At 73.1% G+C, this 24,202-nt stretch carries 25 protein-coding genes; 20 read left to right on the top strand and 5 right to left on the bottom strand.

Annotation, left to right across the window (positions count from 1 at the left end):
- The first annotated feature begins 206 nt into the window (after positions 1 to 206).
- A complete protein-coding gene (locus ACWCPM_RS13595) occupies positions 207 to 788 on the top strand; it encodes a sugar O-acetyltransferase (RefSeq protein WP_450976314.1) in 582 nt (193 codons plus the stop codon).
- Positions 789 to 799: 11 nt separating this feature from the next.
- Complete coding sequence (locus ACWCPM_RS13590) at positions 800 to 1,348, top strand: TetR/AcrR family transcriptional regulator (protein WP_450976313.1); 549 nt, start codon at positions 800 to 802, stop codon at positions 1,346 to 1,348.
- 12 nt (positions 1,349 to 1,360) lie between these two features.
- On the opposite strand, the gene ACWCPM_RS13585 is transcribed toward ACWCPM_RS13590, so the two are convergent.
- Positions 1,361 to 1,741 (bottom strand): winged helix-turn-helix transcriptional regulator, encoded by a 381-nt coding sequence (locus ACWCPM_RS13585; RefSeq protein WP_450976312.1) that lies wholly within the window; start codon positions 1,739 to 1,741, stop codon positions 1,361 to 1,363.
- A 242-nt stretch (positions 1,742 to 1,983) separates the two neighbouring features.
- Between ACWCPM_RS13585 and ACWCPM_RS13580 the strand changes: the two genes are divergently transcribed.
- The 15 genes from ACWCPM_RS13580 to hypE all read left to right on the top strand — a co-directional run bounded on the left by ACWCPM_RS13580 (position 1,984) and on the right by hypE (position 16,852).
- Positions 1,984 to 3,741, top strand: a complete 1,758-nt coding sequence (locus tag ACWCPM_RS13580; RefSeq protein ID WP_450976311.1) for a hydrogenase maturation protein — start codon at positions 1,984 to 1,986, stop codon at positions 3,739 to 3,741.
- Positions 3,741 to 4,829, top strand: a complete 1,089-nt coding sequence (locus tag ACWCPM_RS13575; protein ID WP_450976310.1) for an NADH-quinone oxidoreductase subunit B family protein — start codon at positions 3,741 to 3,743, stop codon at positions 4,827 to 4,829. Before ACWCPM_RS13580 ends, ACWCPM_RS13575 begins: the two co-directional genes overlap by 1 nt.
- 60 nt (positions 4,830 to 4,889) lie before the next feature.
- Positions 4,890 to 6,671 carry a nickel-dependent hydrogenase large subunit gene (locus tag ACWCPM_RS13570; RefSeq protein ID WP_450976309.1) on the top strand — a complete coding sequence of 594 codons (1,782 nt, stop codon included), beginning with the start codon at positions 4,890 to 4,892 and terminating at the stop codon, positions 6,669 to 6,671.
- Positions 6,668 to 7,228, top strand: a complete 561-nt coding sequence (locus ACWCPM_RS13565) for a hypothetical protein (RefSeq protein WP_450976308.1) — start codon at positions 6,668 to 6,670, stop codon at positions 7,226 to 7,228. The genes ACWCPM_RS13570 and ACWCPM_RS13565 overlap by 4 nt, the downstream gene beginning before the upstream one ends.
- Positions 7,225 to 7,896: a DUF5947 family protein gene (locus ACWCPM_RS13560; protein WP_450976307.1), complete on the top strand. Its 672-nt coding sequence runs from the start codon at positions 7,225 to 7,227 to the stop codon at positions 7,894 to 7,896. The genes ACWCPM_RS13565 and ACWCPM_RS13560 overlap by 4 nt, the downstream gene beginning before the upstream one ends.
- Entirely contained in the window at positions 7,893 to 8,531 is a 639-nt protein-coding gene (locus ACWCPM_RS13555; RefSeq protein ID WP_450976306.1) for a DUF6084 family protein, read from the top strand. The genes ACWCPM_RS13560 and ACWCPM_RS13555 overlap by 4 nt, the downstream gene beginning before the upstream one ends.
- On the top strand, positions 8,528 to 9,988 hold the full coding sequence (locus ACWCPM_RS13550) for a hypothetical protein (RefSeq protein ID WP_450976305.1): 1,461 nt from the start codon (positions 8,528 to 8,530) through the stop codon (positions 9,986 to 9,988). The genes ACWCPM_RS13555 and ACWCPM_RS13550 overlap by 4 nt, the downstream gene beginning before the upstream one ends.
- Positions 9,985 to 10,518, top strand: coding sequence for a hydrogenase maturation protease (locus ACWCPM_RS13545; protein ID WP_450976304.1), 534 nt, complete (start codon positions 9,985 to 9,987; stop codon positions 10,516 to 10,518). The genes ACWCPM_RS13550 and ACWCPM_RS13545 overlap by 4 nt, the downstream gene beginning before the upstream one ends.
- A gap of 46 nt (positions 10,519 to 10,564) precedes the next feature.
- A complete protein-coding gene (locus tag ACWCPM_RS13540) occupies positions 10,565 to 10,681 on the top strand; it encodes a DUF6893 family small protein (RefSeq protein WP_450976303.1) in 117 nt (38 codons plus the stop codon).
- 137 nt (positions 10,682 to 10,818) lie between these two features.
- Positions 10,819 to 11,214, top strand: a complete 396-nt coding sequence (locus tag ACWCPM_RS13535; RefSeq protein ID WP_450976302.1) for a hydrogenase maturation nickel metallochaperone HypA/HybF — start codon at positions 10,819 to 10,821, stop codon at positions 11,212 to 11,214.
- A 2-nt stretch (positions 11,215 to 11,216) separates the two neighbouring features.
- The gene (hypB, locus tag ACWCPM_RS13530; protein WP_450976301.1) at positions 11,217 to 11,912 is read left to right on the top strand and encodes a hydrogenase nickel incorporation protein HypB; all 696 of its coding nucleotides are present in this window, start codon (positions 11,217 to 11,219) and stop codon (positions 11,910 to 11,912) included.
- On the top strand, positions 11,909 to 14,284 hold the full coding sequence (gene hypF, locus ACWCPM_RS13525; RefSeq protein WP_450976300.1) for a carbamoyltransferase HypF: 2,376 nt from the start codon (positions 11,909 to 11,911) through the stop codon (positions 14,282 to 14,284). The genes hypB and hypF overlap by 4 nt, the downstream gene beginning before the upstream one ends.
- 60 nt (positions 14,285 to 14,344) lie before the next feature.
- Positions 14,345 to 14,644, top strand: coding sequence for a HypC/HybG/HupF family hydrogenase formation chaperone (locus tag ACWCPM_RS13520; protein WP_450976299.1), 300 nt, complete (start codon positions 14,345 to 14,347; stop codon positions 14,642 to 14,644).
- On the top strand, positions 14,641 to 15,792 hold the full coding sequence (gene hypD / locus ACWCPM_RS13515; protein ID WP_450976298.1) for a hydrogenase formation protein HypD: 1,152 nt from the start codon (positions 14,641 to 14,643) through the stop codon (positions 15,790 to 15,792). Before ACWCPM_RS13520 ends, hypD begins: the two co-directional genes overlap by 4 nt.
- Positions 15,785 to 16,852 (top strand): hydrogenase expression/formation protein HypE, encoded by a 1,068-nt coding sequence (gene hypE, locus ACWCPM_RS13510; protein WP_450976297.1) that lies wholly within the window; start codon positions 15,785 to 15,787, stop codon positions 16,850 to 16,852. Before hypD ends, hypE begins: the two co-directional genes overlap by 8 nt.
- Before the next feature lie 209 nt (positions 16,853 to 17,061).
- Here hypE and ACWCPM_RS13505 read toward each other — a convergent pair whose 3' ends face one another.
- The 3 genes from ACWCPM_RS13505 to ACWCPM_RS13495 all read right to left on the bottom strand — a co-directional run bounded on the left by ACWCPM_RS13505 (position 17,062) and on the right by ACWCPM_RS13495 (position 19,029).
- Positions 17,062 to 17,292: a hypothetical protein gene (locus tag ACWCPM_RS13505; RefSeq protein ID WP_450976296.1), complete on the bottom strand. Its 231-nt coding sequence runs from the start codon at positions 17,290 to 17,292 to the stop codon at positions 17,062 to 17,064.
- A complete protein-coding gene (locus tag ACWCPM_RS13500) occupies positions 17,276 to 17,527 on the bottom strand; it encodes a DUF6400 family protein (protein ID WP_450976295.1) in 252 nt (83 codons plus the stop codon). Before ACWCPM_RS13500 ends, ACWCPM_RS13505 begins: the two co-directional genes overlap by 17 nt.
- Before the next feature lie 107 nt (positions 17,528 to 17,634).
- A complete protein-coding gene (locus tag ACWCPM_RS13495; protein ID WP_450976294.1) occupies positions 17,635 to 19,029 on the bottom strand; it encodes a diacylglycerol/lipid kinase family protein in 1,395 nt (464 codons plus the stop codon).
- Positions 19,030 to 19,310: 281 nt separating this feature from the next.
- On the opposite strand from ACWCPM_RS13495, the gene ACWCPM_RS13490 reads away from it, so the two are divergent.
- The 3 genes from ACWCPM_RS13490 to ACWCPM_RS13480 all read left to right on the top strand — a co-directional run bounded on the left by ACWCPM_RS13490 (position 19,311) and on the right by ACWCPM_RS13480 (position 22,007).
- A complete protein-coding gene (locus tag ACWCPM_RS13490) occupies positions 19,311 to 19,763 on the top strand; it encodes a hypothetical protein (RefSeq protein WP_450976293.1) in 453 nt (150 codons plus the stop codon).
- A 191-nt stretch (positions 19,764 to 19,954) separates the two neighbouring features.
- Positions 19,955 to 21,115, top strand: coding sequence for a S1 family peptidase (locus tag ACWCPM_RS13485; RefSeq protein WP_450976292.1), 1,161 nt, complete (start codon positions 19,955 to 19,957; stop codon positions 21,113 to 21,115).
- A gap of 271 nt (positions 21,116 to 21,386) precedes the next feature.
- Complete coding sequence (locus ACWCPM_RS13480) at positions 21,387 to 22,007, top strand: hypothetical protein (RefSeq protein ID WP_450976291.1); 621 nt, start codon at positions 21,387 to 21,389, stop codon at positions 22,005 to 22,007.
- Between the two features lie 100 nt (positions 22,008 to 22,107).
- Here the strand turns inward: ACWCPM_RS13480 and ACWCPM_RS13475 are convergent, their stop codons facing one another.
- A complete protein-coding gene (locus tag ACWCPM_RS13475) occupies positions 22,108 to 24,003 on the bottom strand; it encodes a LamG-like jellyroll fold domain-containing protein (protein WP_450976290.1) in 1,896 nt (631 codons plus the stop codon).
- Positions 24,004 to 24,202: the final 199 nt, after the last annotated feature.

Below are 24,202 nucleotides of genomic sequence, written 5' to 3'. Positions count from 1 at the left end.
CCGCGCGGAGGGCGCCGCCCGGACATCCGGCGCCCGAGGCGGGCGCCGGGCCAAGAAACCGACATCCGACGCGGCCGCCGGGCCAAGAAGCCCACACCCGACGTGCCCGCCGAGCCGAAGACCGACACCCGAGGCGGCCGCCGGCCGAACACCGAACACCGAACACCGAACACCGAACACCGAACACCGAGTGTACGATCGTACGCATGCCGATGGACCATTTCGCCCAGGACCCCCGAACGCACCTCGAACGCATGCTGGCGGGCGACCTCTACATCGCCGACGACCCCGAGATCGCCCGCCGTCAGCAGCGGGCGGTGCGCCTGGCCGCCCGCTTCCAGGCCGCCTACACGGAGGACGCCGACTCGGCGCTGCCCCTCCTCGCCGAACTGCTCGGCTCCGTGGGCGAGGAGGTGCATGTGCGGCCGCCGCTGCACGTCGACTACGGCAGCAACATCAGGATCGGCGCGCGCACCTTCGTCAACTACAACCTGACCGCGCTGGACGTCGCCGCGATCACCATCGGCGAGGACTGCCAGATCGGGCCGAACGTCCAGTTGCTCACCCCCACCCACCCGCTGGAGCCGGGGCCCCGGCGCGACAAGCTGGAGGCCGCCCGCCCGATCACGATCGGGAACAACGTGTGGCTCGGCGCCGGCGCGATCGTCCTGCCCGGCGTGACCGTCGGAGACAACTCCGTGGTCGGCGCGGGCGCGGTCGTCACCAAGGACGTGCCCGCCGATGTCGTCGTCGTCGGGAATCCCGCCCGCCAGGTCCGCACCCTCTGAAGGTCTGCGCCATGGCCACCGGACACACCGACCCGCAGCGCCGCGCCCGGATCGTCGCGGCGACCCTCGATCTCATCGCCGACGAAGGGGTCGCCGGTGTCTCGCACCGGAAGATCGCCGTGCGCGCGGGCGTCCCGCTGGGGTCGATGACGTACCACTTCAGCGGCATCGAAGAGCTGCTCCGGGAGGCGTTCGGGCAGTTCGCCGGGCACATCGTCGCCGTCTTCGACGCCCATCTCGCCGCTCCGGCCGACCGCGAGGAGGCGTGCGAGGCGGTGACGGACCTGGTCCACACGCTGTCGGAGGGCAGCGGGCGGGACCTCGTCCTCACCCAGGAGCTGTACACGCTCGCCGCCCGCCGGCCCGCCTACCGCGAACTCACCCACGAGTGGATGCGGCGCAGCCGCGTCCACCTCGAAAGGCACTTCGACCCGGACACCGCCCGCCAGCTCGACGCCCTCGTCGAGGGACTGATCCTGCACCGCGCACTGGCGCGGGAGCCCCACGACCGCGCCCTGACCCGTGAGGCCGTCCGGCGTATCACCACGACGGGGCGGTGACCTCGGCGGCCGTCAGACCTCGAAGCGACGGCGTGCGGTCTCGATGTGGCCGAGGTACCGCTGGGTCCAGCCGCACATGCCGTCGACGGTGGCGCGCAGGGCCTCGCCGGGCTCGGTGAGGGTGTACTCGACACGCGGCGGCACGACGGGGTGCACCTCGCGGTGGACCAGCCCGTTGCGCTCCAGCATGCGCAGGTTCTGGGTCAGCATCTTGTGGCTGATGCCCTCGACCCTCGTGCGCAACTCGCTGAAGCGCAACGTGCCTTCACCGAGAGCCTCGATGATCAGGAACGCCCACTTGTTGGCGACGTCCGAGAAGATCTCCCGGGCGAGCGAGTCGGCGCGCCTGAGGTCCGCGTCCTCGGGCGAGCCGCCGAACTGCTTCGTCCCCATACGACTCCCCGCTCGGCAAGGCGTGTTCAGCACGGTCGACGGCCACTCTCCTACGGGTACCGGGTAACCGCAAGCGAGCACGGGGAGGCGTCCGGGCGGCCCGGTCCGGGCTCCGGCGCGTGCTCCCCGGCCGGGTCGTACCCGGAGCCGGGCGAGGCATATGGCGGGAAGCCCACCCCCTACGGGTGACCGACGGGATTCGCGGCGCCGTCCACCGATGCGCCTGTATGACCATCACGGGCATGCGCATCCTGCTCATCGGCAGCGCCTACAACAGCCTCACCCAGCGTGTGCACGCGGAGCTGCGCGAGCGCGGGCACGATGTCGCCGTCGAGGTGACGCCCCACGGCGACGACGTGCGGGCGGCCGTCGGACGGCACGCGCCCGAGCTGGTCGTGGCACCGATGCTGAGGACGGTCGTCCCGCGCGACGTGTGGTCGGCCCGCACCTGCCTGATCGTCCACCCCGGTCCCGTCGGCGACCGGGGCCCCTCCTCGCTGGACTGGGCCCTGCACGACGGCGCCGCCGAGTGGGGCGTGACCGTACTCCAGGCCGACGAGGAGATGGACGCCGGGCCGGTCTGGGCGACGGCCGCCTGCCCGCTGCCCGGCGTGGGCAAGAGCGATCTGTACCGCAACGAGGTGTCCGACGCGGCGGTCGAGGCGGTGCTGCTCGCCGTGGAGCGGTTCGGCTCCGGCGGTCACGTGCCGCGGGACCAGGCCACCCTGCCGAGGGCGGCCGGCGCGCGGACCAGACCCGCGATGCGCCAGGCGGACCGCCGTGTCACCTGGGCCGACGACTCCACCGAGACCGTGCTGTGTGCCCTGCGCGCCGCCGACTCGCAGCCCGGCGTGCTCGACGAACTGCTCGGCGCTCAGTGGTTCCTGCACGGCGGGCATCCCGAGTTCCGGCTGCGGGGGCGGCCCGGGGAGCTGCTGGCGACGCGCGCGGGCGCGATCTGCCGGGCCACGGCGGACGGCGCGGTCTGGATCCCCGAGCTGCGGGAGCGTACGGCCCCCGGCGCCCCGCGCGCGTGCAAGCTGCCCGCCGTGACCGCCCTGGGCGCGCGGCTCCCCTCGCTGCCCGCACCGGAACCGTCGGGGGACGCCTGCTGGTCGGACATCCGCTACCGGGAGGACGGTCCGGTGGGGTTCCTGTCGTTCGCCTTCCCGGGCGGGGCGATGTCCACCGACCGGTGCCGAAGGCTGCTGGCCGCCTACCGGGCCGCGTGCGAGCGGCCGACCACCGTGCTGGTGCTGGGCGCCGGGCGCGACTTCTTCTCCAACGGGATCCACCTCGGTGTCATCGAGGCCGCCGCCGATCCGGCCGCGGAGTCCTGGGCCAACATCAACGCGATGGACGACCTCGTCGAGGCGGTCCTCACCACCACCGACCGGCTCGTGGTGAGCGCCGTCGGCGGCAACGCCGCGGCCGGGGGCGTGATGCTGGCGCTGGCCGCCGACGAGGTGTGGTGCCGGGCCGGCTCGGTGCTCCATCCGCACTACCGGCGCATGGGGCTGTACGGCTCGGAGTACTGGACGTACAGCCTGCCCCGACGGGTCGGTGCGGCCATGGCGCGGCGGCTCACCGAGGAGGCGCTGCCGGTCACCGCCGCCCGCGCCCGGGACATCGGGCTGGTCGACCGGGTCGTCGCCTGTCCCGCGGCGCGTTTCACCGCCGACGTCACTCTCCTGGCCCATCGGCTGGCGAACTCCTCGGCCGCGCAGCCGCGTCTCGCCGCGAAGAAGGCCGAGCACGAACGCCGGGAGGCCGTCACCCCGCTGGCGGCGGTCCGGCAGCGGGAACTGCGCCGGATGCGGAGGATCTTCTCGGACCCCGACGCGCCCTATCACGCCCTGCGCCGGGCGTTCGCGCGCAAGGAGCGGGCGCCGGCCGGACCGGCCGCCACGGATGCGGGGGCTGCCGCGCTGCCCGACGCTTGGCTGGAACATGCGCCGACTCGTCGGCTCCGAGGCTTTTCCTCCCCGGGAGGCAGTTGATGAACGCAGCATCGCCGACCACGGCTCAGGAACCGGGCGCGGCCGGCTCGCCCGGCACGGACGAGCAGCCGATCCACATCCTCTGGATCAACGCGGGGCTGAGTTGCGACGGCGACTCGGTCGCCCTGACCGCCGCCATGCAGCCGAGCATCGAGGAGATCGTCCTGGGGGCGCTGCCGGGGCTGCCGAAGATCGCGGTGCACTGGCCGCTGATCGACTTCGAGTGCGGCCCGGTCGGCGGCGCCGACACGTTCATCGAGTGGTTCTTCAAGGGCGAGCGCGGGGAGATCGACCCGTTCGTCCTCGTCGTCGAGGGGTCCGTCCCGAACGAGGCGATCAAGCAGGAGGGCTACTGGTGCGGCTTCGGCGACAACCCGGAGACCGGCCAGCCCATCACCACCAGTGAGTGGATCGACCGGCTCGCGCCGAAGGCCCTGGCCGTCGTCGCGATCGGCACCTGCGCCACATACGGCGGAATCCACGCCATGGCCGGCAACCCGACGGGCGCGATGGGGGTGCCCGACTACCTGGGCTGGGACTGGAAGTCGAAGGCGGGCATCCCGATCGTGTGCGTGCCGGGCTGCCCGATCCAGCCGGACAACTTCGCCGAGACGCTGACCTATCTGCTGTACCAGGCGGTGGGGTCGGCCCCGATGATCCCGCTGGACGACAAGCTCCGGCCGACCTGGCTGTTCGGGGCGACCGTGCACGAGGGCTGCGACCGGGCCGGCTACTACGAGCAGGGCCAGTTCGCGACGGAGTACGACTCGCCCGAGTGCCTGGTGAAGCTCGGCTGCTGGGGTCCCGTCGTCAAGTGCAACGTGCCCAAGCGGGGCTGGATGAACGGCGTCGGCGGCTGCCCGAACGTGGGCGGCATCTGCATCGCCTGCACGATGCCCGGTTTCCCCGACAAGTTCATGCCGTTCATGGACGAGCCGCCCGGCGGCAGGCTCTCCAGCACCGCCAGCGGTGCGTACGGCGCGGTGATCCGCAGGCTGCGGTCCATCACGGCGAAGACCCTGGACAAGGAACCCAAGTGGCGGCACACGGGCCGGGAGATCACCACCGGCTACCGGCCTCCTTGGTGACCGCGCTCCCCCGGCCACTCCCCCTCGCAGACCCGAACGACCGAAGGGCATCACAGAGACATGGCGACCTCGACGACTCCCGGTGACGGCACCGGGCTGGTGGAGATGGCGTGGGACCCGATCACCCGGATCGTGGGCAGCCTCGGCATCCACACGAAGATCGACTTCAAGCAGAAGCGGGTCGCCGAGTGCTACAGCACCTCGTCGGTCTTCCGCGGCTACAGCGTCTTCATGCGGGGCAAGGACCCGCGCGACGCGCACTTCATCACCAGCCGCATCTGCGGCATCTGCGGCGACAACCACGCCACCTGCTCGGTGTACGCGCAGAACATGGCGTACGGGGTGAAGCCGCCGCACCTCGGCGAGTGGATCATCAACTGCGGTGAGTCCGCGGAGTTCATGTTCGACCACAACATCTTCCAGGAGAACCTGGTCGGGGTCGACTACTGCGAGAAGATGGTCCGCGAGACCAACCCGGGCGTCCTGGAGCTCGCCGAGCGCACCCAGGCGCCGCACGCCGCCGAACACGGCTACCGCACCATCGCCGACATCATGCGCGCCCTGAACCCGCTGGAGGGCGAGTTCTACCGCGAGGCGCTCTCGGTCAGCCGCTACACCCGGGAGATGTTCTGCCTGATGGAGGGGCGCCATGTGCACCCCTCCACGCTCTACCCGGGCGGCGTCGGCACCATCGGCTCGGTGCAGCTCTTCACGGACTACATGTCCCGCCTGATGCGGTACGTGGAGTTCATGAAGCGCGTCGTGCCGCTCCACGACGACCTGTTCGACTTCTTCTACGAGGCGCTGCCCGGCTACGAGGAGGTCGGCCGCCGCCGGGTGCTGCTCGGCTGCTGGGGGGCGTTCAACGACCCCGAGTACTGCGACTTCACCTACGCCAACATGACGGACTGGGGCCGACGGATGCTCGTCACCCCCGGCGTCGTCGTGGACGGCAAGCTGGTCACCAACGACCTCACCGAGATCAACCTCGGCATCCGCATCCTGCTGGGCAGCTCGTACTACGAGGACTGGGCGGGCCAGGAGCAGTTCGTCACGCACGACCCGCTCGGCAATCCGGTCGACCCGCGCCACCCGTGGAACCAGCACACCATCCCCGCCCCGCAGAAGCGGAACTTCGACGACAAGTACAGCTGGGTGATGTCGCCGCGCTGGTTCGACGGCAAGGACCACCTGCCGCTGGACACCGGCGGCGGCCCCCTCGCCCGGCTGTGGTCGACGGCGCTGTCGGGCCTGGTGGACATCGGGTACGTGAAGGCCACCGGGCACAGCGTGGTCATCAACCTGCCGCGCACGCTCACCAAGCCGGAGACCACCTTCGAGTGGAAGATCCCGAAGTGGAGCAACGCCCTCGAACGCAACCGCGCCCGCACCTACTTCCAGGCGTACGCCGCCGCGGTGGCGCTGCACAGCGCGGAGATGGGCCTCGCCGAGGTGCGCGCCGGGCGCACCCGGACGTGGGAGAAGTTCGACGTGCCGGACGAGGCGATCGGCGTCGGCTTCACCGAGGCGGTGCGCGGGGTGCTCTCGCACCACATGGTCATCCGGGACGGCAAGATCGCCAACTACCACCCGTACCCGCCGACCCCGTGGAACGCCTCCACCCGCGACACCTTCGGGACCCCGGGCCCCTACGAGGACGCGGTGCAGAACACGCCGATCTTCGAGGAGAACACCCCGGAGAACTTCAAGGGCATCGACATCATGCGCGCCGTGCGCAGCTTCGACCCGTGTCTGCCGTGCGGTGTGCACATGTACGTCGGTGACGGCCGTACGACGAAGGCGATGCACGTCCCCACCGGTCTGAGCGGCCTGGCCGGATGAGCGCGGCGCACGGCACGGTGACCGCGGAGGCGGCCGGCAGGCTCGTCGAGGAGGTCCTCGACCGGCTGGCCGCGTCCGGCGACCCCGCGGCGTGCGAGGCGGCCGAGGAACTCGTGCGCGTCCTCATGGAGTTCTACGGCGCCGGCCTGGCGCGCGTCCTGGACCTGGTCGAGCGCGACACCGGCGCCCGCGGCGCGTTCGGCGCGCTGCTCGGCGACGACCTGGTGGCGAGCCTGCTGGTGCTGCACGGGCTGCATCCGGAGGACGCGCGTACCCGCATCGCCCGCGCGCTCGACGGCCTTCCCCAGCCGGTCGAGAACGCCGGCTTCGACCCGGAGACCGGGGTGCTGCGGCTGCGGCCCGCCGGTTCGGGCGGCTGCGGTTGCGGTGGGGCCGGGGGCGTCGAGGAGGCGGCCCGGGACGCGCTGGCGTGCTTCGCGCCGGAGGTGACCTCGGTGGAGATGGAGGCACCGGTGCGGGAGCCCGCGTTGCTGCAGATCGGCTCCGCGCCACCCGGGGCCGGGACGGGCGGCCGCTCGTCGGCCGGCGCGCGGTGAGCGCGCCGCGGACCGGCCCGGGGCTGCTGCGGCACGGCACCGGGCCCCGGGGCCTGCGCCGCTTCACCACTCCGCGCCGGCCCCGTGAGGAGCGCTGCGAGCTCTGCGCCGCGCCCCTCGCCGACGCACGCCACCGGCACCTCGTCGATGTCGAGAAGCGGGCCCTGGCCTGCGCCTGTGATCCCTGCGCCCAACTGCTCGACCGCTCCGGCTCCGAGGGCGCGGAGGGACGGTTCCGCACCGTGCCCGGGCGGTATCTGCGCGATCCCGGCCACCGGATCGACGAGCGGGCCTGGGAACGGCTCGGCATCCCCGTCGGCGTCGCGTTCTTCTTCCGCAACTCGGCGCTCGACCGGCTGGTCGCCCTGTACCCGAGCCCGGCCGGGGCGACGGAGAGCGAACTGGACCCGGAGAGCTGGCAGTCCGTGCTGGCCGCCACCGAACTGGCCGGGCTGCTGGCGCCCGATGTCGAGGCGCTGCTGCTGCGCCGCCACGAGGACCGGGTGGAGTGCTTCCTGGTCCCGGTCGACGTCTGTTACGAACTGGTCGGCCGGATGCGGCTGCGCTGGCAGGGCTTCGACGGCGGCGCGGAGGCCCGTGCCGACCTGGAGGCGTTCTTCGCGCACGTCGGCGAACAGGCCCGTGAGCCGCGAGGGAGCCGGTCGTGACCGAGTTCGCGTTCACGTGCACGGGGGTGCGCGCCGACCCCTACGCCCTGGGCCCCACCCTGGTGTTCCGGCTGCGTGTCACGGCGTCCCCGGCGACCCGGGTGCACGCGCTGGCGCTGCGCTGCCAGATCCGGATCGAGCCCGCCCGGCGCGGCTACGGCGACGGGGAGGCGGCGGCCCTGACCGACCTGTTCGGTGAGCGGTCCCGGTGGGGCAGCAGCCTCAAGCCGGTGCAGTTCGCGCAGGTGCAGGTGATGGTGCCCGGGTTCACCGGCGAGGTCGAGACCGATGTCGTCGTGCCCTGCACCTACGACATGGACATCGCGTCCACCCGCTACTTCGACGCCCTGGAGGACGGCGAGGTGCCGCTGCTGATGCTGTTCTCCGGCACCGCCTTCACCGGCGAGGGCGGCTTCCGCGTGGAGCCGGTCCCCTGGGACAAGGAGGCCGGCTTCCGGATGCCGGTGAAGACGTGGCGGGAGATGGTCGAGGCGCACTTCCCGGGCTCGGGGTGGATCAGGCTGCCCCGGGACACCATGGACGCGCTGGTGGCGTACCGGTCGCGGCACGCGCTGCCGTCCTGGCAGGAGACCGTCGAGACGCTCCTGGCGGCGGCCGGGGAGAGGACACCGTGATCACGACGACCTTCCGCCCCGAGACCGAGGCCCGCCTGGCCGTCGCCCGGCAGGTCGCCGACGCCGTCCTGTTCGAGGGGTACGTGCTCTACCCCTACCGTGCCTCCGCCGCGAAGAACCGGCTGCGCTGGCAGTTCGGCGTGCTGGTGCCCCCGGCGTGGAGCGCGGCCACCGAGGAGCACGACTTCCAGCACACCGAGTTGCTGATGGAACCGAAGCCGGGCGCGACGCTCGCCGTGGAGGTGCGCTTCCTGCACGCCCGGCGGCGCACCGTGCAGCGGGCCCGCCCCGACGGCGACTTCGAGACGGTGCCCGAACTGGCCCTGGAGGACCGGCTGCTGGTGCCCTGGGACGAGGGGCACGAGGAGCAGGTGCGGCTCACCGTGCCGGTGGCGAAGCTGGTGGAGGGTGACGTCGTCGTGCCGTTCGGCATGGCGGCGGCCGAGGACACCGAGCCGGTGGCGGACGGCGCCGGCACGACGGTGGGCCGGCTGGTGCGGCGCCGCGAGGAGCTGAGCGGCACCCTGCGCCTGTCGGTGAGCGAGCTGGACGGGCCGTACCGGACGCAGCGGTTGAGCGTGGTCGTGGAGAACACCGGTGACTGGCTGCCCCCGGAGGGCGCCGACCGTGACGCCGCCCTGCCCCGTTCGCTGGTGGCGAGCCACACGCTGCTGTGCCTGGACGCCGGGCGGTTCCTGTCGCTGACCGACCCGCCGGAGTGGGCCGAGGGCGCCACCGCCGCCTGCCGCAACCTGCACACCTGGCCGGTGCTCGCCGGTGAGCCGGGCCGCGGCGACCTGGTGCTCTCCTCGCCGATCATCCTGGAGGACCACCCCGCGATCGCCCCCGAGAGCCCCGGCGCCCTGTACGACGCCACGGAGATCGACGAGATCCTCGCCCTGCGCACCGCCGCCCTCACCGACGAGGAGAAGCGTGAGGCCCGGGGCACGGACGCGCGGGCGGCCGCGGTGATCGACCTGGCCGACTCGATGCCGCCGGAGGTGCTGGAGCGGCTGCACGGGGCGGTGCGCGGACTGCGGGAGATCACCGGGCCGGGCACGCCCGCCACGGACGGTGTGCCGGCGTACCGCACACCCGCCGAGGCCGGTCCCCCGGCGCGGAACGGCGTCATGCGCCCCGACACCCCGTGGTGGGACCCGGGCGGGGACACCGCCGTGGATCCTGCCCGCGACCACGTGCTGGTGGACGGACAGCCGGTCCGGGCCGGCTGCCGGGTCCTGCTGCGGCCCCGGCTGCGGCACACCGACGCGCAGGACCTGTTCGTCGACGGGCGGTACGCGCTGGTGGAGGCGGTGCTGCACGACGTGGACGGCGGCGTGCACGTCGCGGTCACCCTGGAGGACGACCCGGGCGCCGACATCCGCCGGGAGCAAGGGCGTTTCCTCTACTTCCAGCCCGACGAGGTGTCCGTCGCCGAGCTCCGGGAGGACGCGTGAGCGCCACCACCGCACCCCGCCGCACGCTGGTCGCCGGGGTGGGCAACGTCTTCCTCGGCGACGACGGCTTCGGCGTCGAGGCGGCACGTCTGCTGTCCGGGCGGGAACTGCCGCCCGGCGTCGAGGTCGCCGACATCGGCATCCGCGGTGTGCACCTGGCGTACCGGCTGCTCGACGGCTACGACACCCTCGTCCTGCTCGACGCGACGGCCCGCGGCGGCAGCCCCGGGACGCTCTACGTCATCGACGCGGCCGAGCCGGGCGGTCGCCGTCCGCCGCGGGACGTGCCGCTCGACGGCCACCGGATGTCGCCCGACGCGGTGCTGGCCCTGCTGGACACCCTGTGCGCCGGCACCGGTACGCCCCCGCCGCGCCGCACGCTGGTGGTGGGGTGCGAACCCGCCACCGTCGAGGAAGGCATGGGCCTCAGTCCGGCCGTCGCCGCCGCGCTGCCCGAAGCGGTACGCCTGGTCGTCGGATTGCTACGCGATCCGGCCGCCGTGAAGGAGGGCGATGAAGCAGTCCTGTAGGTGCCGAGGGCTTCGCCGAGGCACCCCTCACTCCAGGGAGAGCACCATGAAGAAGCGCCTCATCAGCGGCGCGGCCGCAGCGACCGCCGCCACCGCGCTCGCCGCGCTGGTCACGCACGTCCTGCCCGACATCAAGCGCTACCTGCGCATCCGCCATATGTGACCCGGACCGCCCGCCGGGGCCCGGGTGCACCGAACGGGCCAGGCATCCGTGTGACCCCGGCGTGCCGCTCGGCCGGCCGCCGGGCCCCCGCCGTGTAATGGGCGCCCAGGACGTCAGCCGGGCCGGGACGGAGACCGATGCACGAAATGTCCGTCGCCCTGTCGGTCGTGGACCAGGTCGAACGAGCGGCGCACGCACGGGGCTTCTCCGGCGTCCGTGCCGTGCGTCTCGACATCGGCGAGCTGGCCGGGGTGGTGTCCGACTCGCTGGAGTTCTGCTTCGGACTGGCCTGTGCCGGGACCGTGCTGGAGGGCGCCGTACTGACCACCCGGCTCGTGCCCGGCCGGGCGTCCTGCGCGCCGTGCGGGCGGGTCTGGGACACCGGGATGCCGCCCGACATGGTCTGCGCGGGCTGCGGTTCCGGCGCCACCGACCTGCCGGCGGGCCGGGAACTGCGCATCGCCGAGGTGCGCTGGGCCGACCCCGCGGACCCGCCCGCGACCACCCCCACCACCCCCTTCGAGGAGAGCTGACCATGTGCCGCGTAGTGGACCTACGGCAGGCGGTGCTCGCCAAGAACACCATGGCGGCCCGCGTCCTGCGCACCGAACTGACGGCCCGGGGCACGACGGTGGTCAACCTGCTGTCCAGTCCGGGCAGTGGCAAGACGGCGCTGCTGGAGCGGGAGTTGCTGCTCGCCCGGGAGCGTGGCGTGACGACCGCCGCCCTCACCGCGGACCTCGCCACCGAGAACGACGCCGTGCGGCTGGCGCGTTCGGGCGTGCCGGTCAAGCAGGTGCTGACCGACGGGCTCTGCCATCTGGAGGCGGACATGCTGGCCGGGCATCTGCACGAGTGGCTGCCCGAGGACACCCGCCTGCTGTTCGTGGAGAACGTCGGCAACCTGGTGTGCCCCGCCTCCTACGACCTCGGCGAGTCGCTGCGGGTGGTCCTGGCGTCGGTCACGGAGGGCGAGGACAAGCCGCTGAAGTACCCGACCGCGTTCGGGCTGGCCCAGCTGGTGCTGGTCACCAAGTCCGACCTGGCGGGCCCGGCCGAGTTCGACGAGGCCGCCTTCCGCGCCCATGTGCAGCGGGTCAACCCGGGTGTCGAGGTGGTGCTGACCTCGGTGCGCGGTGGTGAGGGCGCCGGTGTGCTGGTCGACCGGGCGCTCGCGGCGGCCGAGGGGCACCCCGTCCACGCGCCGGTGATGGCCCGGGCCGAGGCGTGAGCACGGCGCCGGAGGCGGACACCGCGGCCTCGGACACGCCCGGCGCGCCCGCAGTGCGACGGGCCAAAGTCGTCGTCCGGGGTGTGGTGCAGGGAGTGGGTTTCCGGCCGTATCTGTACGGGCTCGCCACCCAGTTGCGACTGGCCGGGCATGTCACCAACACCGGGGACGGCGTGCTCGCCGAGGTGGAGGGGGCGCCGGATGCCGTCGCGCGGTTCTGTACGGGCATCGCGCCCGGCGCCCCGCCGCTCGCGCTGGTCGAGACGGTGGAGGCCACCGAGCTGCCGCCCACGGGAGGCAGCGGCTTCAGCATCGTCCCCTCCCGCGCGGCCGGCTCCGCCCGGACGCTCGTCGCTCCCGACACCGCCACCTGCGCCAACTGCCTCGCCGAACTGACCGACCCCGCCGACCGGCGCCACCGCCACCCGTTCATCACCTGCACGCACTGCGGGCCGCGCTTCACCATCGTGACGGGCCTGCCCTACGACCGCGCGCACACCACGATGGCGGACTTCCCCCTGTGCCCCGGGTGCGCCCGTGAGTACGACGACCCGTCCGACCGGCGTTTCCACGCCCAGCCCGTCGCCTGCCCCTCGTGCGGCCCGCGGCTGAGGCTGACCGGGGCGCGGGGCGAGACACCGGAGGGCGATCCGGTCGAGGCGGCGCGTGCCCTGCTCGCCGAGGGTGCCGTCCTCGCCGTGAAGGGCGTCGGCGGCTACCACCTCGCGTGCGACGCCACCGACCCCGAGGCGGTCGCCGAGCTGCGGCGCCGCAAGGCACGCGGGGACAAGCCGTTCGCCCTGATGGCCAAGGACGTGGGCGACGTCGAGCACCTGGTGCGCGTCGGGCCCGCCGAACGGGAGTTGCTCACCGGCCGGGTGCGGCCCATCGTCCTGATGCGCCGCCGCGCCGGGGGCCGCACCGCCCCGGGAGCGCCGGTGCCCGCGGACGGCGTGGCGCCCGGCAGTCCGGACCTCGGCGTCATGCTGCCGTACACGCCGGTGCACCATCTGCTGTTCGAGGGCGGGGACGCGCCCCGGCTGCTGGTGATGACGAGCGGCAACCTCTCCGGTGAGCCCATCGTCACCGACGACGCCGAGGCCTTCGAACGGCTGGCGATCCTGGCCGACGCCTGGCTCACCCACGACCGGCCCATCCATGTGCCGTGCGACGACTCCGTCGTGCGGGTGTGCGACGGCGAGCCCCTGGTGCTGCGCCGCTCGCGCGGCTACGCGCCCCTGCCGGTCACCCTGCCGGTGCCGGTGTCCCCCGCGCTCGCCGTCGGCGGGGACCTCAAGAACGTCTTCTGTCTCGGCGAGGGCCGTAAAGCCTGGCTGTCCGCGCACGTCGGGGACATGGACGACCTCGCCACGCAGCGGGCGTTCGACCGCGCGGAGCGACAGCTGGAGTCGATCACGGGAGTGCGGCCGGCTCTCCTCGCCACCGACACGCACCCCGGCTACCGGTCCGGCGCATGGGCACGGCGACACGCCGGCGGGCGTCCGGTCGTCCCGGTCCAGCACCATCACGCCCATGTCGCCGCCGTGATGGCCGAGCACGGCCTGCCCGCGGACAGCAGGGTGATCGGGGTCGCCTTCGACGGGACCGGGCACGGGGACGACGGGGCCGTGTGGGGCGGTGAGTTCCTGCTCGCCGGCTACGCCGGTTTCCGCCGGTTCGCGCACCTGGCGTATGTGCCGCTGCCCGGCGGGGACGCGGCGGTGCGGCGGCCGTACCGCATGGCGCTGGCGCATCTGCGCGCCGCCGGCCTCGCGCCCGGCCCGGACCTGCCGTGCGTCGCCGCCTGCCCGAGTGCCGAACTCTCGCTGCTGGGGACGCAGTTGGAGCGGGGGCTGAACTGCGTGCCCACGTCCAGCATGGGGCGGCTCTTCGACGCCGTTGCGTCCCTGTCGGGTGTCTGCCAGCACGTGGGCTACGAGGCGCAGGCGGCGATCGAGCTGGAGGGCGCCGCCGTGTCCGCCGCCGGCGAGGACGACGACCCGCGGTACGCCTTCCGGACGGCGGGCGCCGATCCGGTCACCGCGGACGCGGGGCCGCTGCTCGCGGCCGTCGTCGAGGATGTGCGCGCGGGCGTGCCCCCGGCCGTGATCGCGGTCCGCTTCCATCTCGCCGTGGCCCGTCTGGTGCGGACGGTGTGCGCCGCGGCCCGTACCGCGACGGGGCTGGAGACCGTGGCCCTGAGCGGCGGGGTGTTCGCGAACACGCTGCTGTCGTCGGCCTGCGCCCGCGGGCTGCGCGCGGACGGGTTCACCGTCCTGCGGCACCGGAGTGTCCCGCCGAACGACGGCGGGCTGGCCCTCGGGCAGCTCGTCGTGGCCGCCCGCACGGCACGGCGGCCCGGACCCGGATGACGGGAGCGGGCCCGCCCGGCATGGAGTCACCCGCCCGACGAGGAGTCAAAGGAGACAGATATGTGCCTGGCGGTACCCGGCAGAGTGCTGGGCGTGGAGGAGCGGGACGGCACCCGCATGGCCACCGTCGACTTCGGCGGCGTGGTCAAGGAGGTGTGCCTGGAGTACCTGCCGGACCTCCAGGTCGGTGAGTACGCCATCGTCCACGTCGGGTTCGCCCTGCAGCGGCTGGACGAGGAGTCCGCCCGTCGCACGCTGGAGCTGTTCGAGAACCTCGGCATGCTCCAGGAGGAGTTCGGCGACCCGTGGGAGCAGGCCGAGCAGTCCTCGGGGACCGGCTCCGGGGAGGTGCGGCCGTGAAGTACATCGACGAGTTCCAGGACCCGGAGCTGGCGGCGCGGCTGCTCGACGACATCAGGGCCACGGTGACCCGGCCGTGGGCCCTGATGGAGGTGTGCGGCGGCCAGACCCACACCATCATCCGGCACGGCATCGACCAACTGCTGCCCGACGAACTGGAGTTGATCCACGGGCCGGGCTGTCCGGTGTGTGTGACGCCGCTGGAGGTGATCGACAAGGCGCTGGAGATCGCCTCGCGGCCGGAGGTCATCTTCTGTTCCTTCGGCGACATGCTGCGCGTTCCCGGGACCGGACGTGACCTGTTCCAGGTGCGCGGGGAGGGCGGCGACGTCCGGGTGGTGTACTCGCCGCTCGACGCGCTGCGGATCGCCGAGGAGAACCCGGGCCGGCAGGTGGTCTTCTTCGGCATCGGTTTCGAGACGACGGCACCGCCCAACGCGATGACGGTGTATCAGGCCCGCAAGCGGGACATCCGCAACTTCAGCCTGCTCGTCAGCCACGTCCGGGTCCCGCCCGCCATCGAGGCGATCATGCAGTCACCGGACTGCCGGGTGCAGGGCTTCCTCGCGGCGGGACATGTGTGCAGCGTGATGGGCGTCGAGGAGTATCCGGCGCTCGCGGAGCGGTTCCGGGTGCCGATCGTGGTGACCGGGTTCGAACCGCTGGACATCCTGGAGGGCGTCCGGCAGGCCGTGCGGCAGCTGGAGCGCGGCGAGCACACCGTCGTCAACGCCTATCAGCGCGCGGTCCGGCCGGAGGGCAACCCGGCGGCGCGGGCGATGCTGGACGACGTCTTCGAGGTCACCGACCGCGCCTGGCGCGGCATCGGGGTCATCCCGGGCAGCGGCTGGCGGCTGTCGGACCGCTACCGGGACCACGACGCCGAGCATCGTTTCCAGGTCGGCGACATCATGACGCGGGAGCCGGCCGAGTGCCGCAGCGGCGAGGTGCTGCAGGGGCTGCTGAAGCCGCACGAGTGCGAGGCCTTCGGCACGACGTGCACGCCGCGTACGCCGCTGGGGGCGACGATGGTGTCCAGCGAGGGCGCCTGTGCGGCGTACTACCTGTACCGGCGGCTGGAGCTGCCCGACCGCAGGACGCCGGCGGCCGTGACCGCCCCGAGCCAGGAGGGCACCTCCCTTGTCTGAGACCACCGCGGCGCCGGACATGCTCTCCTGGACCTGCCCGGCGCCCCTGCGGGACCGGCCCCGGGTGATGATGGGCCACGGCGGTGGCGGCGCACTGTCCGCCGAGCTCGTCGAGCAGGTCCTCCTGCCCGCGCTGGGCGGCCCCGAGCCGGCCCCGCTGACCGACTCCGCGACCGTCGAGCTGGGCGGTGCGCGGCTCGCCTTCTCCACCGACTCCTTCGTCGTGCGGCCGCTGTTCTTCCCCGGCGGCAGCATCGGTGACCTGGCCGTCAACGGCACGGTCAACGACCTGGCCATGAGCGGGGCCCGTCCGGCCTTCCTGTCGTGCGGGCTCATCCTGGAGGAGGGCGTCGAGATCGCCACCGTCGCCCGCGTCGCGGAGGCGCTCGGGGCGGCGGCGAAGGCGGCCGGGGTGCAGGTCGTGACCGGGGACACCAAGGTCGTCGAGGCCGGGCACGGCGACGGCGTCTACATCAACACCTCCGGGATCGGGCTGATCCCGGCCGGTGTCGACCTGCGCCCGGAGCGGGTCGTCCCCGGGGACGTCGTCATCGTCAGCGGCGCCCTCGGCGTGCACGGCGTGGCCATCATGAGCGAGCGCGAGAACCTGCGGTTCGAGGTCGAGATCGAGAGCGACTGCGCCCCGCTCGCCGGGCTCGTGGAGGCGATGCTCGCCGTCACACCCGACCTGCACGTCCTGCGCGACCCGACCCGCGGGGGGCTGGCCGCCTCCCTCAACGAGATCGCCGCGGCCTCGCGCACCGGGGTCGTCGTCCAGGAGAGTGCCGTGCCGGTGCCGCCCCCGGTGGCGAGCGCCTGCGCCATGCTGGGCCTGGACCCTATGTACGTGGCGAACGAGGGCAAGCTCGTCGCCTTCGTCCCCCGCGAGCACGCGGACGCGGTGCTGGCCGCGATGCGGGCGCACGAGCGGGGCGCGGAGGCGGCGGTCGTCGGCGAGGTCGTCGAGGAGCATCCGGGGATGGTCGTGGCCCGCACCGGGCTCGGCGGCACCCGGGTGGTGGACCTGCCGCTCGGCGAGCAACTGCCTCGGATCTGCTGAGTCCCCGGCCGCCCCCCACCGACTGCGGGCGCGTTGACCAGCGCTTATGTGAGGCGCCTCTCTGATTGCGCACCTGTGCGCAATCAGAGAGGCGCCTCTGCGTGACGGGGTTCCGGCTCCTGGGCGCTCGGGCGCCCGCCCGGTGGCGGGCGGCCGGGCCCGCCGCGCGCACGTCCTCGCCTTCGTCGGCCAACCGGCCCGGGGCTGCGTCAGCGGCTGGGGCCCCGGCGTCCCGGTCGGGTGTCGAGGGTCCAGGTGTGGGTGCAGCCGGGGCACTGGAGATGGATTCGGGCACCCTGGTTGGAGATGAGGTAGCGCCAGTGCGTGGGGCAGTTGCGCCGGGCGGCGCAGGTCACGCAGTCGCGGGCGTCGTCGCAGCCGGGGCAGGGCAGCCAGGCCCGGCGGGCCCGGTCGGCCTGCGGGTCAATGGGAAGTCGCATCGCCCGCGTCCCGTCCCGGCAGCACACCGGCCGCGACCAGCATGGCGTACATGCGCTCCTGCTCCTCGTCGAGGCCGGAGTAGAGCAGGGCGTGGGCCGCCTCCTCCGACCGCAGCGCGGCCACGGGATCCCAGTCGGGCTCCAGGGCGGCGAACACCTCGGCCCGCCGGCGGGCTTCCTCCCGCGTGAGGTCGATACTGAAGGGCACGTGGTCGCGACCGGAGCTGTCATCCATGAGGGTGGGGCTTTCGTGGGGGAACGTCCTGATCCAGCCACGTCTACCAGGCGTTCCGCTCCGCGTGAAGCGGATGTGACCTATGCCACCGGCCGCGACCGGCGCGCTCAGGCCGCCGGATCCTCCCGCCGCCCGGGCTCGCCGCGGTACGGGCGGGCCGTCCGGCCGGAGCGCGCGGGAGCGGCGGTACGTCCGACCGCGGCGGCCAGTTTGCACAGCCGGCGCCAGTCCAGGCGGGGCGGGAGATCGGGGACTCCCGGCCGGTCGCGCGGGACACGCACGCGCAGGGCGCGGCGTTCGATGCGGCAGCGCACGGGGGTGCCGAGGGTCGTGGCCTCGCCGTCGAGGCCGACCTGCAACCGCGGCTCGTCCGCCTCGATGATCACCTCTTGGGCCGTGAACGCCCCGAACCCCTGCGGGTCGAACAGCAGCTCGGCCGCCTCCAGGGCGCTGTCGACCTTCACGGACAGCACGCCGAGCCTGCCGGAGTTCAGCCGCTGACGCCGGCCGAAGCCGAGGGGGTCGTCGATGCGGTACGGGTTGTTGCTCACCAGCACGGCCTGCGGGTCGGTGAACGTCCTGCCGTCGGCGCGTGCGGTCAGGCGCGGGCCCCGCTGCCGGGTGAGCAGGTCGGGCAGCAGGTCCAGCGCCGTGCCGACCTTGTCGTCCCGGTAGCCCGGGGACTGCACGACCGCGCCGTAGACGCCGAAGGAGGCGTTGTTGACGAACGGGCGGTCGCCCGCGAAGCACAGGTCGACCCGGAGCTCGACACCGTCCGTGAGCGCGTCCAGACAGGCGGCGGGGTCGTCGCGGTCCAGGCCGAGGTCCATCGCGAAGTGGTTGCGGGTGCCGGCCGAGATCACGAGGAACGGCAGTCCGTGCTCCGCGGCCACCGCCGCGACCAGCGCCTGGGTGCCGTCGCCGCCCGCGACGCCCAGGAGGTCGGCGCCGTCGGCCACCGCCTCCCGTGCGAGGGCGGCGACGTCCTGATGGTGTCCGGGGTCCAGCAGCACCACGTGGGCACCGAGGCTCTCGGCCTTCTCCCGCAGCGAGAACTTCTCCACCTTGCCACCCCCCGAGCGCGGGTTGAGCAGCAGGAACGGACGCCGCGGGGGCGGGGTGCGGTACTCGCGCAGCCGCCCCTGGCGCAGGCCCGTGCTGCGCAGCGCGTAGCGTCCGCAGGACACGGCCGCCCACCACAGCAGCGCGGAGACGGTCACCACCCACAGGAGGTTCACCCGGGCGAAGAGCACGATCACGCCGACGGGACTGGCGAGGGCCAGCAGCGCGGCGCCGACCCGTGCGGGGCCTCGCCGCGACAGGGTCCACCAGAGCGCGGCACAGGTGAGGCCGAGGCCCGCGAGCCCCACGACGAGCAGGATCACGCCGCCCACACCGGCCTGTGCCAGGGGCAGCAGCAGCGCGATCGCCGCGGCCGCGAGGGAGGCCCTGGCGGCCCAGGTCTGCCGACGATGCCGCCATTCGAACGATGTCGCTTTCACAGGTCCCCTCCACCCGCTGCCGGCCCGGCCGCGCCGTCCGTGCGCTTCCAAGGTCTCATGCGGGCCGAAGGCGGCACAGAGGGCCCGGGGCGCGTGGACGGCCGCGACGGCATGGCGAGGGGCGCGGCGGATCGCGAGGCGGTGACCTGCGGACTCCGTGTCCGGCCGGGCCGTGCGCGGCGCCCCGTCCCCTGGTCCGTTCGAGTGGTGCGTTCCTCCACACGGTCGTAGCGTCGGAACCAGTCGATCCGATCGACGCGCACCGACGGCGGGGAGCGGAGATGAAGAGGCACAGCACGAGGGCGGCCGTCACGCTCTGTATGGCGGCGGCGCTCGCGGCGACCCTGGGTACCGCCTCCGGTGCGCCGTCCCGCGCGAGCACGGCGCACGAGGCAAAGGAGCCGGTGCTGGTCGACTGCTTCTGGCGCACCACGGTGCGTCCCGACGACTTCATGCTGGCCTGCGGCGACGGCAACAGCCGTCTCGCCTCGCTGAAGTGGCTGCGCTGGGACGGGGAGGCGGCGATGGCCCGGGGGGTCAACTGGGTCAACGACTGCAAGCCGTACTGCGCGGCGGGGCGGTTCCGGTCGTATCCCGTGACCGTGCGGCTGGAGGAACCCAAGCCGTGGAAGAAGAACCCGGAGATGCAGCAGTACGGCAAGATGAGCCTGACCTACCCGGAGGGCCGGCCGGAGGGGTTCACGAAGGTGGAGACCTACCCCCTGTGGAGTTGAGCCGCGGCAGGCCCGGCCGTTACACGACATCTCACTGAAGGTCCATGCCCCAGCGGGCCCTTGCCGAAAGGGCCCGCATTGGCATGGACCTGACTTGCATGCCTGGCTAAGCTCTGCCCAGACCCTGTGAGAGCGCTCTCAATTGCGGTTGTTCCACCCCCACCTTGCTGGAACGACGAAGGGCAACTCCCTTGAGACGCAAGCGACTCACGCGTGCCGGTCTGGCCGCCCTGCTCCTGCTCGGCAGCTGGACCGCCGCGGGAACCCTCCCCGCCTCGGCGAGCGACTCCTCCCCCACGGCCGGCGCCCCACAGGCCTCCGCGGGACTCGTCGAGGCGATGCAGCGGGACTTCGGGCTGACCAGGGCCGAGGCCGAGACCCGCCTCGCGGCCGAGGCCGAGGCCCGGGACATCGCGCCCGCCGCCCGCCGGGCCGCCGGAGCGGCGTACGGCGGCTCGTGGTTCGACGCCGGCAGCGACCGGCTGACCGTGGCCGTCACCGCCGACGCCTCCACCGCGACCCTGCGGGCCGTCCGCTCCACCGGCGCCGCGGTGCGCACCGTGGAACACAGCGCGCGCGAACTCGACGCGGCCGTGGCCCGCCTCGACCGCACCGACGCGCCCCGGGGCGTGAGCGGTTGGCACGCCGATCCGGTGGCCAACACCGTGGTCGTCGATGTCGTCGACGGCCACCGGAACGACAACGATGTCCGCAAGTTCGTCGCCCGCGCCCGCGCGGCCGGTCCGGTCACCGTCGCGGCGGTGCCCGCCGCGCCCGGCACCTTCGCGGCCGGGACGGTCGGCGGGGACCCGTACTACACCGGCAACGTCCGCTGCTCCATAGGCTTCTCGGTGCACGGCGGGTTCGTCACCGCCGGGCACTGCGGCGGGGGCGGCGCCGCGGTCCGGGGCTGGGACGGCACGCACATCGGCACGTTCCAGGGCTCGTCGTTCCCGGGCGACGACTACGCCTGGGTCAGCGTCGGCAGCGGCTGGTGGACCGTCCCGGTGGTCCTCGGCTGGGGAACCGTCCCGGACCGGCTCGTACGCGGCTCGGCCGAGGCGCCCGTGGGCACCTCGATCTGCCGCTCCGGCTCCACCACACGCTGGCACTGCGGCACCGTGCTGGCCAGGAACGAGACGGTCAACTACAGCCAGGGCGCGGTGCACCAGATGACCAAGACCAGCGTCTGCGCCGAACCCGGTGATTCCGGCGGCTCGTTCATCAGCGGCGACCAGGCGCAGGGCGTCACCTCGGGCGGCTGGGGGAACTGCGCCGGCGGCGGGCAGACCTGGTTCCAGCCGGTCAACGAGATCCTGAACCGGTACGGGCTGAGGCTGCACACGGCGTGACGCCGCCACGGCGCGAGCGCTGAAGGCACGGCAGAAAGAGGGTTCCGCCGGTCACCCGGCGGAACCCTCGCCTCACCTCTGCCACATCACCGCCGCACTCGGCACACTCCGCACTCCCGGCACATCCGCACCAATAGGGTGATCACCGCAGTGTTACGCGTCGGTGACATACGTGACGAAGTCGTGGCATGGAACCAGGGCAACGAAAAGCCGGAGAAGCGAGTCGAATCAGATGTAACGACGGGACAGCGCACGACACATTGGGGGAAACATGACCGTCCGCGCCCGACTCCGCACCCGCCTCGGTATCGCCGCCCTCGCGGCCGGCGCCGCCGTCACCCTCACCGCCGTCCCGGCCTCGGCCGGCCCGGCCGCACCCGGCAAGCCCCGCTTCCTGGCGCCGCGCGAACTCCCGCCGCACCCGGTCTCGCCCTGGTACGCCGGGCGCGTCACCGCCGGACAGCCGGACCCGCTGCCGATCTGCTTCGGCGCCGCCCTGCCGTCGACCGCCTCGCACCGCACCTACTCGACAGAGTTCGACACGGGCGCCCTTCAGGTCACCGCCGTGGCGCGGAACGAGCGGCGGGCCAAGGCGTTCGCCGAGCGGCTGCGCAAGGACCTCGCCGGCTGTGCCAAGAAGCTGATGCAGCAGGACCCCGACATGACGGCGACCAAGAGGTACTACGGCCGGCTGAACGTCGAGGAGGGCGCCCACGTCTACGGCCTCCACACCGCGCACTACTGGGGCCCCTCCGACATCGCCCTGTTCTCCGTCGGCCGGGACGGCAGGACCGTGACGGTCGTCAAGTGGGCGCAGATGGGGAACTTCCAGCACGCGCAGGTCGCCGACTTCAAGGCGACGACGGTGAAGGCCGTCAAGAAGCTCTACTGAGCGTGGCGACGCCGCGGCCCCGGCACGTGTACGTGCCGGGGCCGCGGCGTCCTGCCCGGGTGCGGTGTCACCGGCCCCTGCCGGCCCACCACCCTGCCGGTCAGTCGCGGAGAGCGAGGAACTCGTCGCGCGACAGCGGGCGGCCGACGATCCGGGTGTCGCCGATCCAGCCGTAGAAGCCCTGCCCGAAGCGCTCGTCGAAGGCGGTGGCGCCGAGGACGAAGGGCTTGCCGAGGGTGGCGATGCCGGTGGACGTCTGGGTCGGGTTGCGGGCGATCTTCGAGCCGTCCACGTACATCACCGTGCGGCGGCCGTCGTTGACCACGGCGATGTGCATCCACCGGCCGACGGGCACCGCGTGGCTCCAGGACGTCGGGTCGGCGTCCTGGACGTGGGCGTAGACCACGTACTGGAGGAACCGCTCCGGCGACAGGTTGAGGCTGCACGTGGACTCCAGCGGGGACCACCCGGTGGTCTTGCCCGCGTCGCCGCTGCGGCCGATCCAGCTGAGGATGCCCATCCAGTTGTGGTCGCCCTCGAAGGGCTCGGGCAGCCGGACGAAGGTCTCGATGGTGTAGCCCCGCAGGAACTTCTCGCCGTTCAGCGGCGCGTGCGCGGAGGTGGTCAGGATCGCGCCGCGGTCGGGGTTCTTGCCGCCGTCGAACCGGAGGCTGGCGTGGGCGGGCTGGCCGTGGTGGTGGTCCCCGGACCAGGTGAGGGCGTCGGGCCCGCCGGCGTGCAGCCGGCTGACCGTCAGGTCGTTGCCGTTGCCGGAGAGGTCCCGCACGACGACGCCGTTCGCCACGGGCGTGCCGGGCGCGCCAGGCGCCTTGGTGCCGGAGGCGTCGAAGCGCCAGTAGGCGAGGGTGCCGCGCGGCATCACCGCCGACGGCGGACGCGGGGCGGGCGGGGTGACCGGGGCGAAGCGCTCGAAGCGCTTGTCGAAGTCGACGGTCAGGCTGAACCGGTCGACGTCACCGGTGAGCTCGATCGTCTCGGCCTCCAGCGGCGACCGCTTCTCCGGGTCCCGGGCCAGGAACCACGGCGAGAACGTCTCCACGTCGATGACGCCCCGCGCCAGGTCGAACCCGTAGGTGCGGATCATCCCGGCGCCGCCGTAGTAGCGCTCCTGGTAGTTGGTGATGTGCACGTGGACATCGTTGTCGAAGTCGTTGGACAGGACCGTGCGCCCCGAGGGCCAGTAGTGGCCGCCCAGCGCGAGGAAGATCTGGTCGTTGCCCTTGATCAGACCGTTCCACAGGCGCTCGCCGTTGCCCGACAGCGTCGCGTGGCCCTCGTCGTCGGCCCAGGCGATGTCGTGCGTGGTGAGGACGGCGGGCAGGGTCCGGTGCTTGTCCAGCACCCCCTGCGCCCAGCGCAGTCCCTTGTCCGACACCCGCCAGTCCAGGGCGAGCACGAGCCACTCGCGGCCCGCGGCGCGCAGCACGTGGTACGTGTTGTAGCCGTCGGGCGAGGCGCCGCCGTACGTGGGCATGGAGGCGTAGCGCGCGGGGCCGAACGCGGCGAGGTAGGCCGAGTCGCCGCGCTGGTCGTCGGTGGAGGAGCGGATGTCGTGGTTGCCCGCGAGGACGCTGTAGGGCACCTTGCCGTGCAGCGTGCGGAAGGTGTCGGCGGCGAGTTCGATCTCGTCCTCGGTGCCGTGCTCGGTGACGTCGCCGAGGTGCGTCATGAAAGCGATGTTGGCCGAGGCGCGCTCGGCGGCGAGGTACCGGAAGGTCTCCCGCAGCGGCGTCGGGTCTGCGCTGTCGGCGTCGAAGAGGTACTGCGTGTCGGGCAGGACGGCGAGCGCGAAGCGGGGGCTCTCCGCGTCGAACCGGCCGCCGCGCGCCCCCTCGGAGGTCTGCGCGTGCGCGGCCGCCGGCCCGGCGAGGGCCATACCGGCCGCGCCGGCCGCCGGCACCGCGACCGCGGCGCGCAGCAACGCGCGTCTCTGTACGGGGTTCTGCTCTTCTCCAGCGCCCTTGACTGCGCCCATGACTGCTCCAGTTGTGGTGAATTGCCTCTGGACACGGCACACGCTGCGCATCCATGCTGACCACCCGGTAGCGATCAGCTGAACATCAACTGGGAAGTGCCGGACATCACGCCTGCTGCGCCTTCCGCGCCCGCGCTGCCCGTCCCGGGGCCGGCGACTCGTCCGGCGCCGGATCCGGTGGCCGTCCCAGGGGGCGTGG

This window comes from Streptomyces sp. NPDC002309, assembly GCF_053593375.1.
The sequence above is the reverse complement of the archived record's forward strand: the minus strand, read 5'-3'. Positions and strand labels throughout refer to the sequence as shown.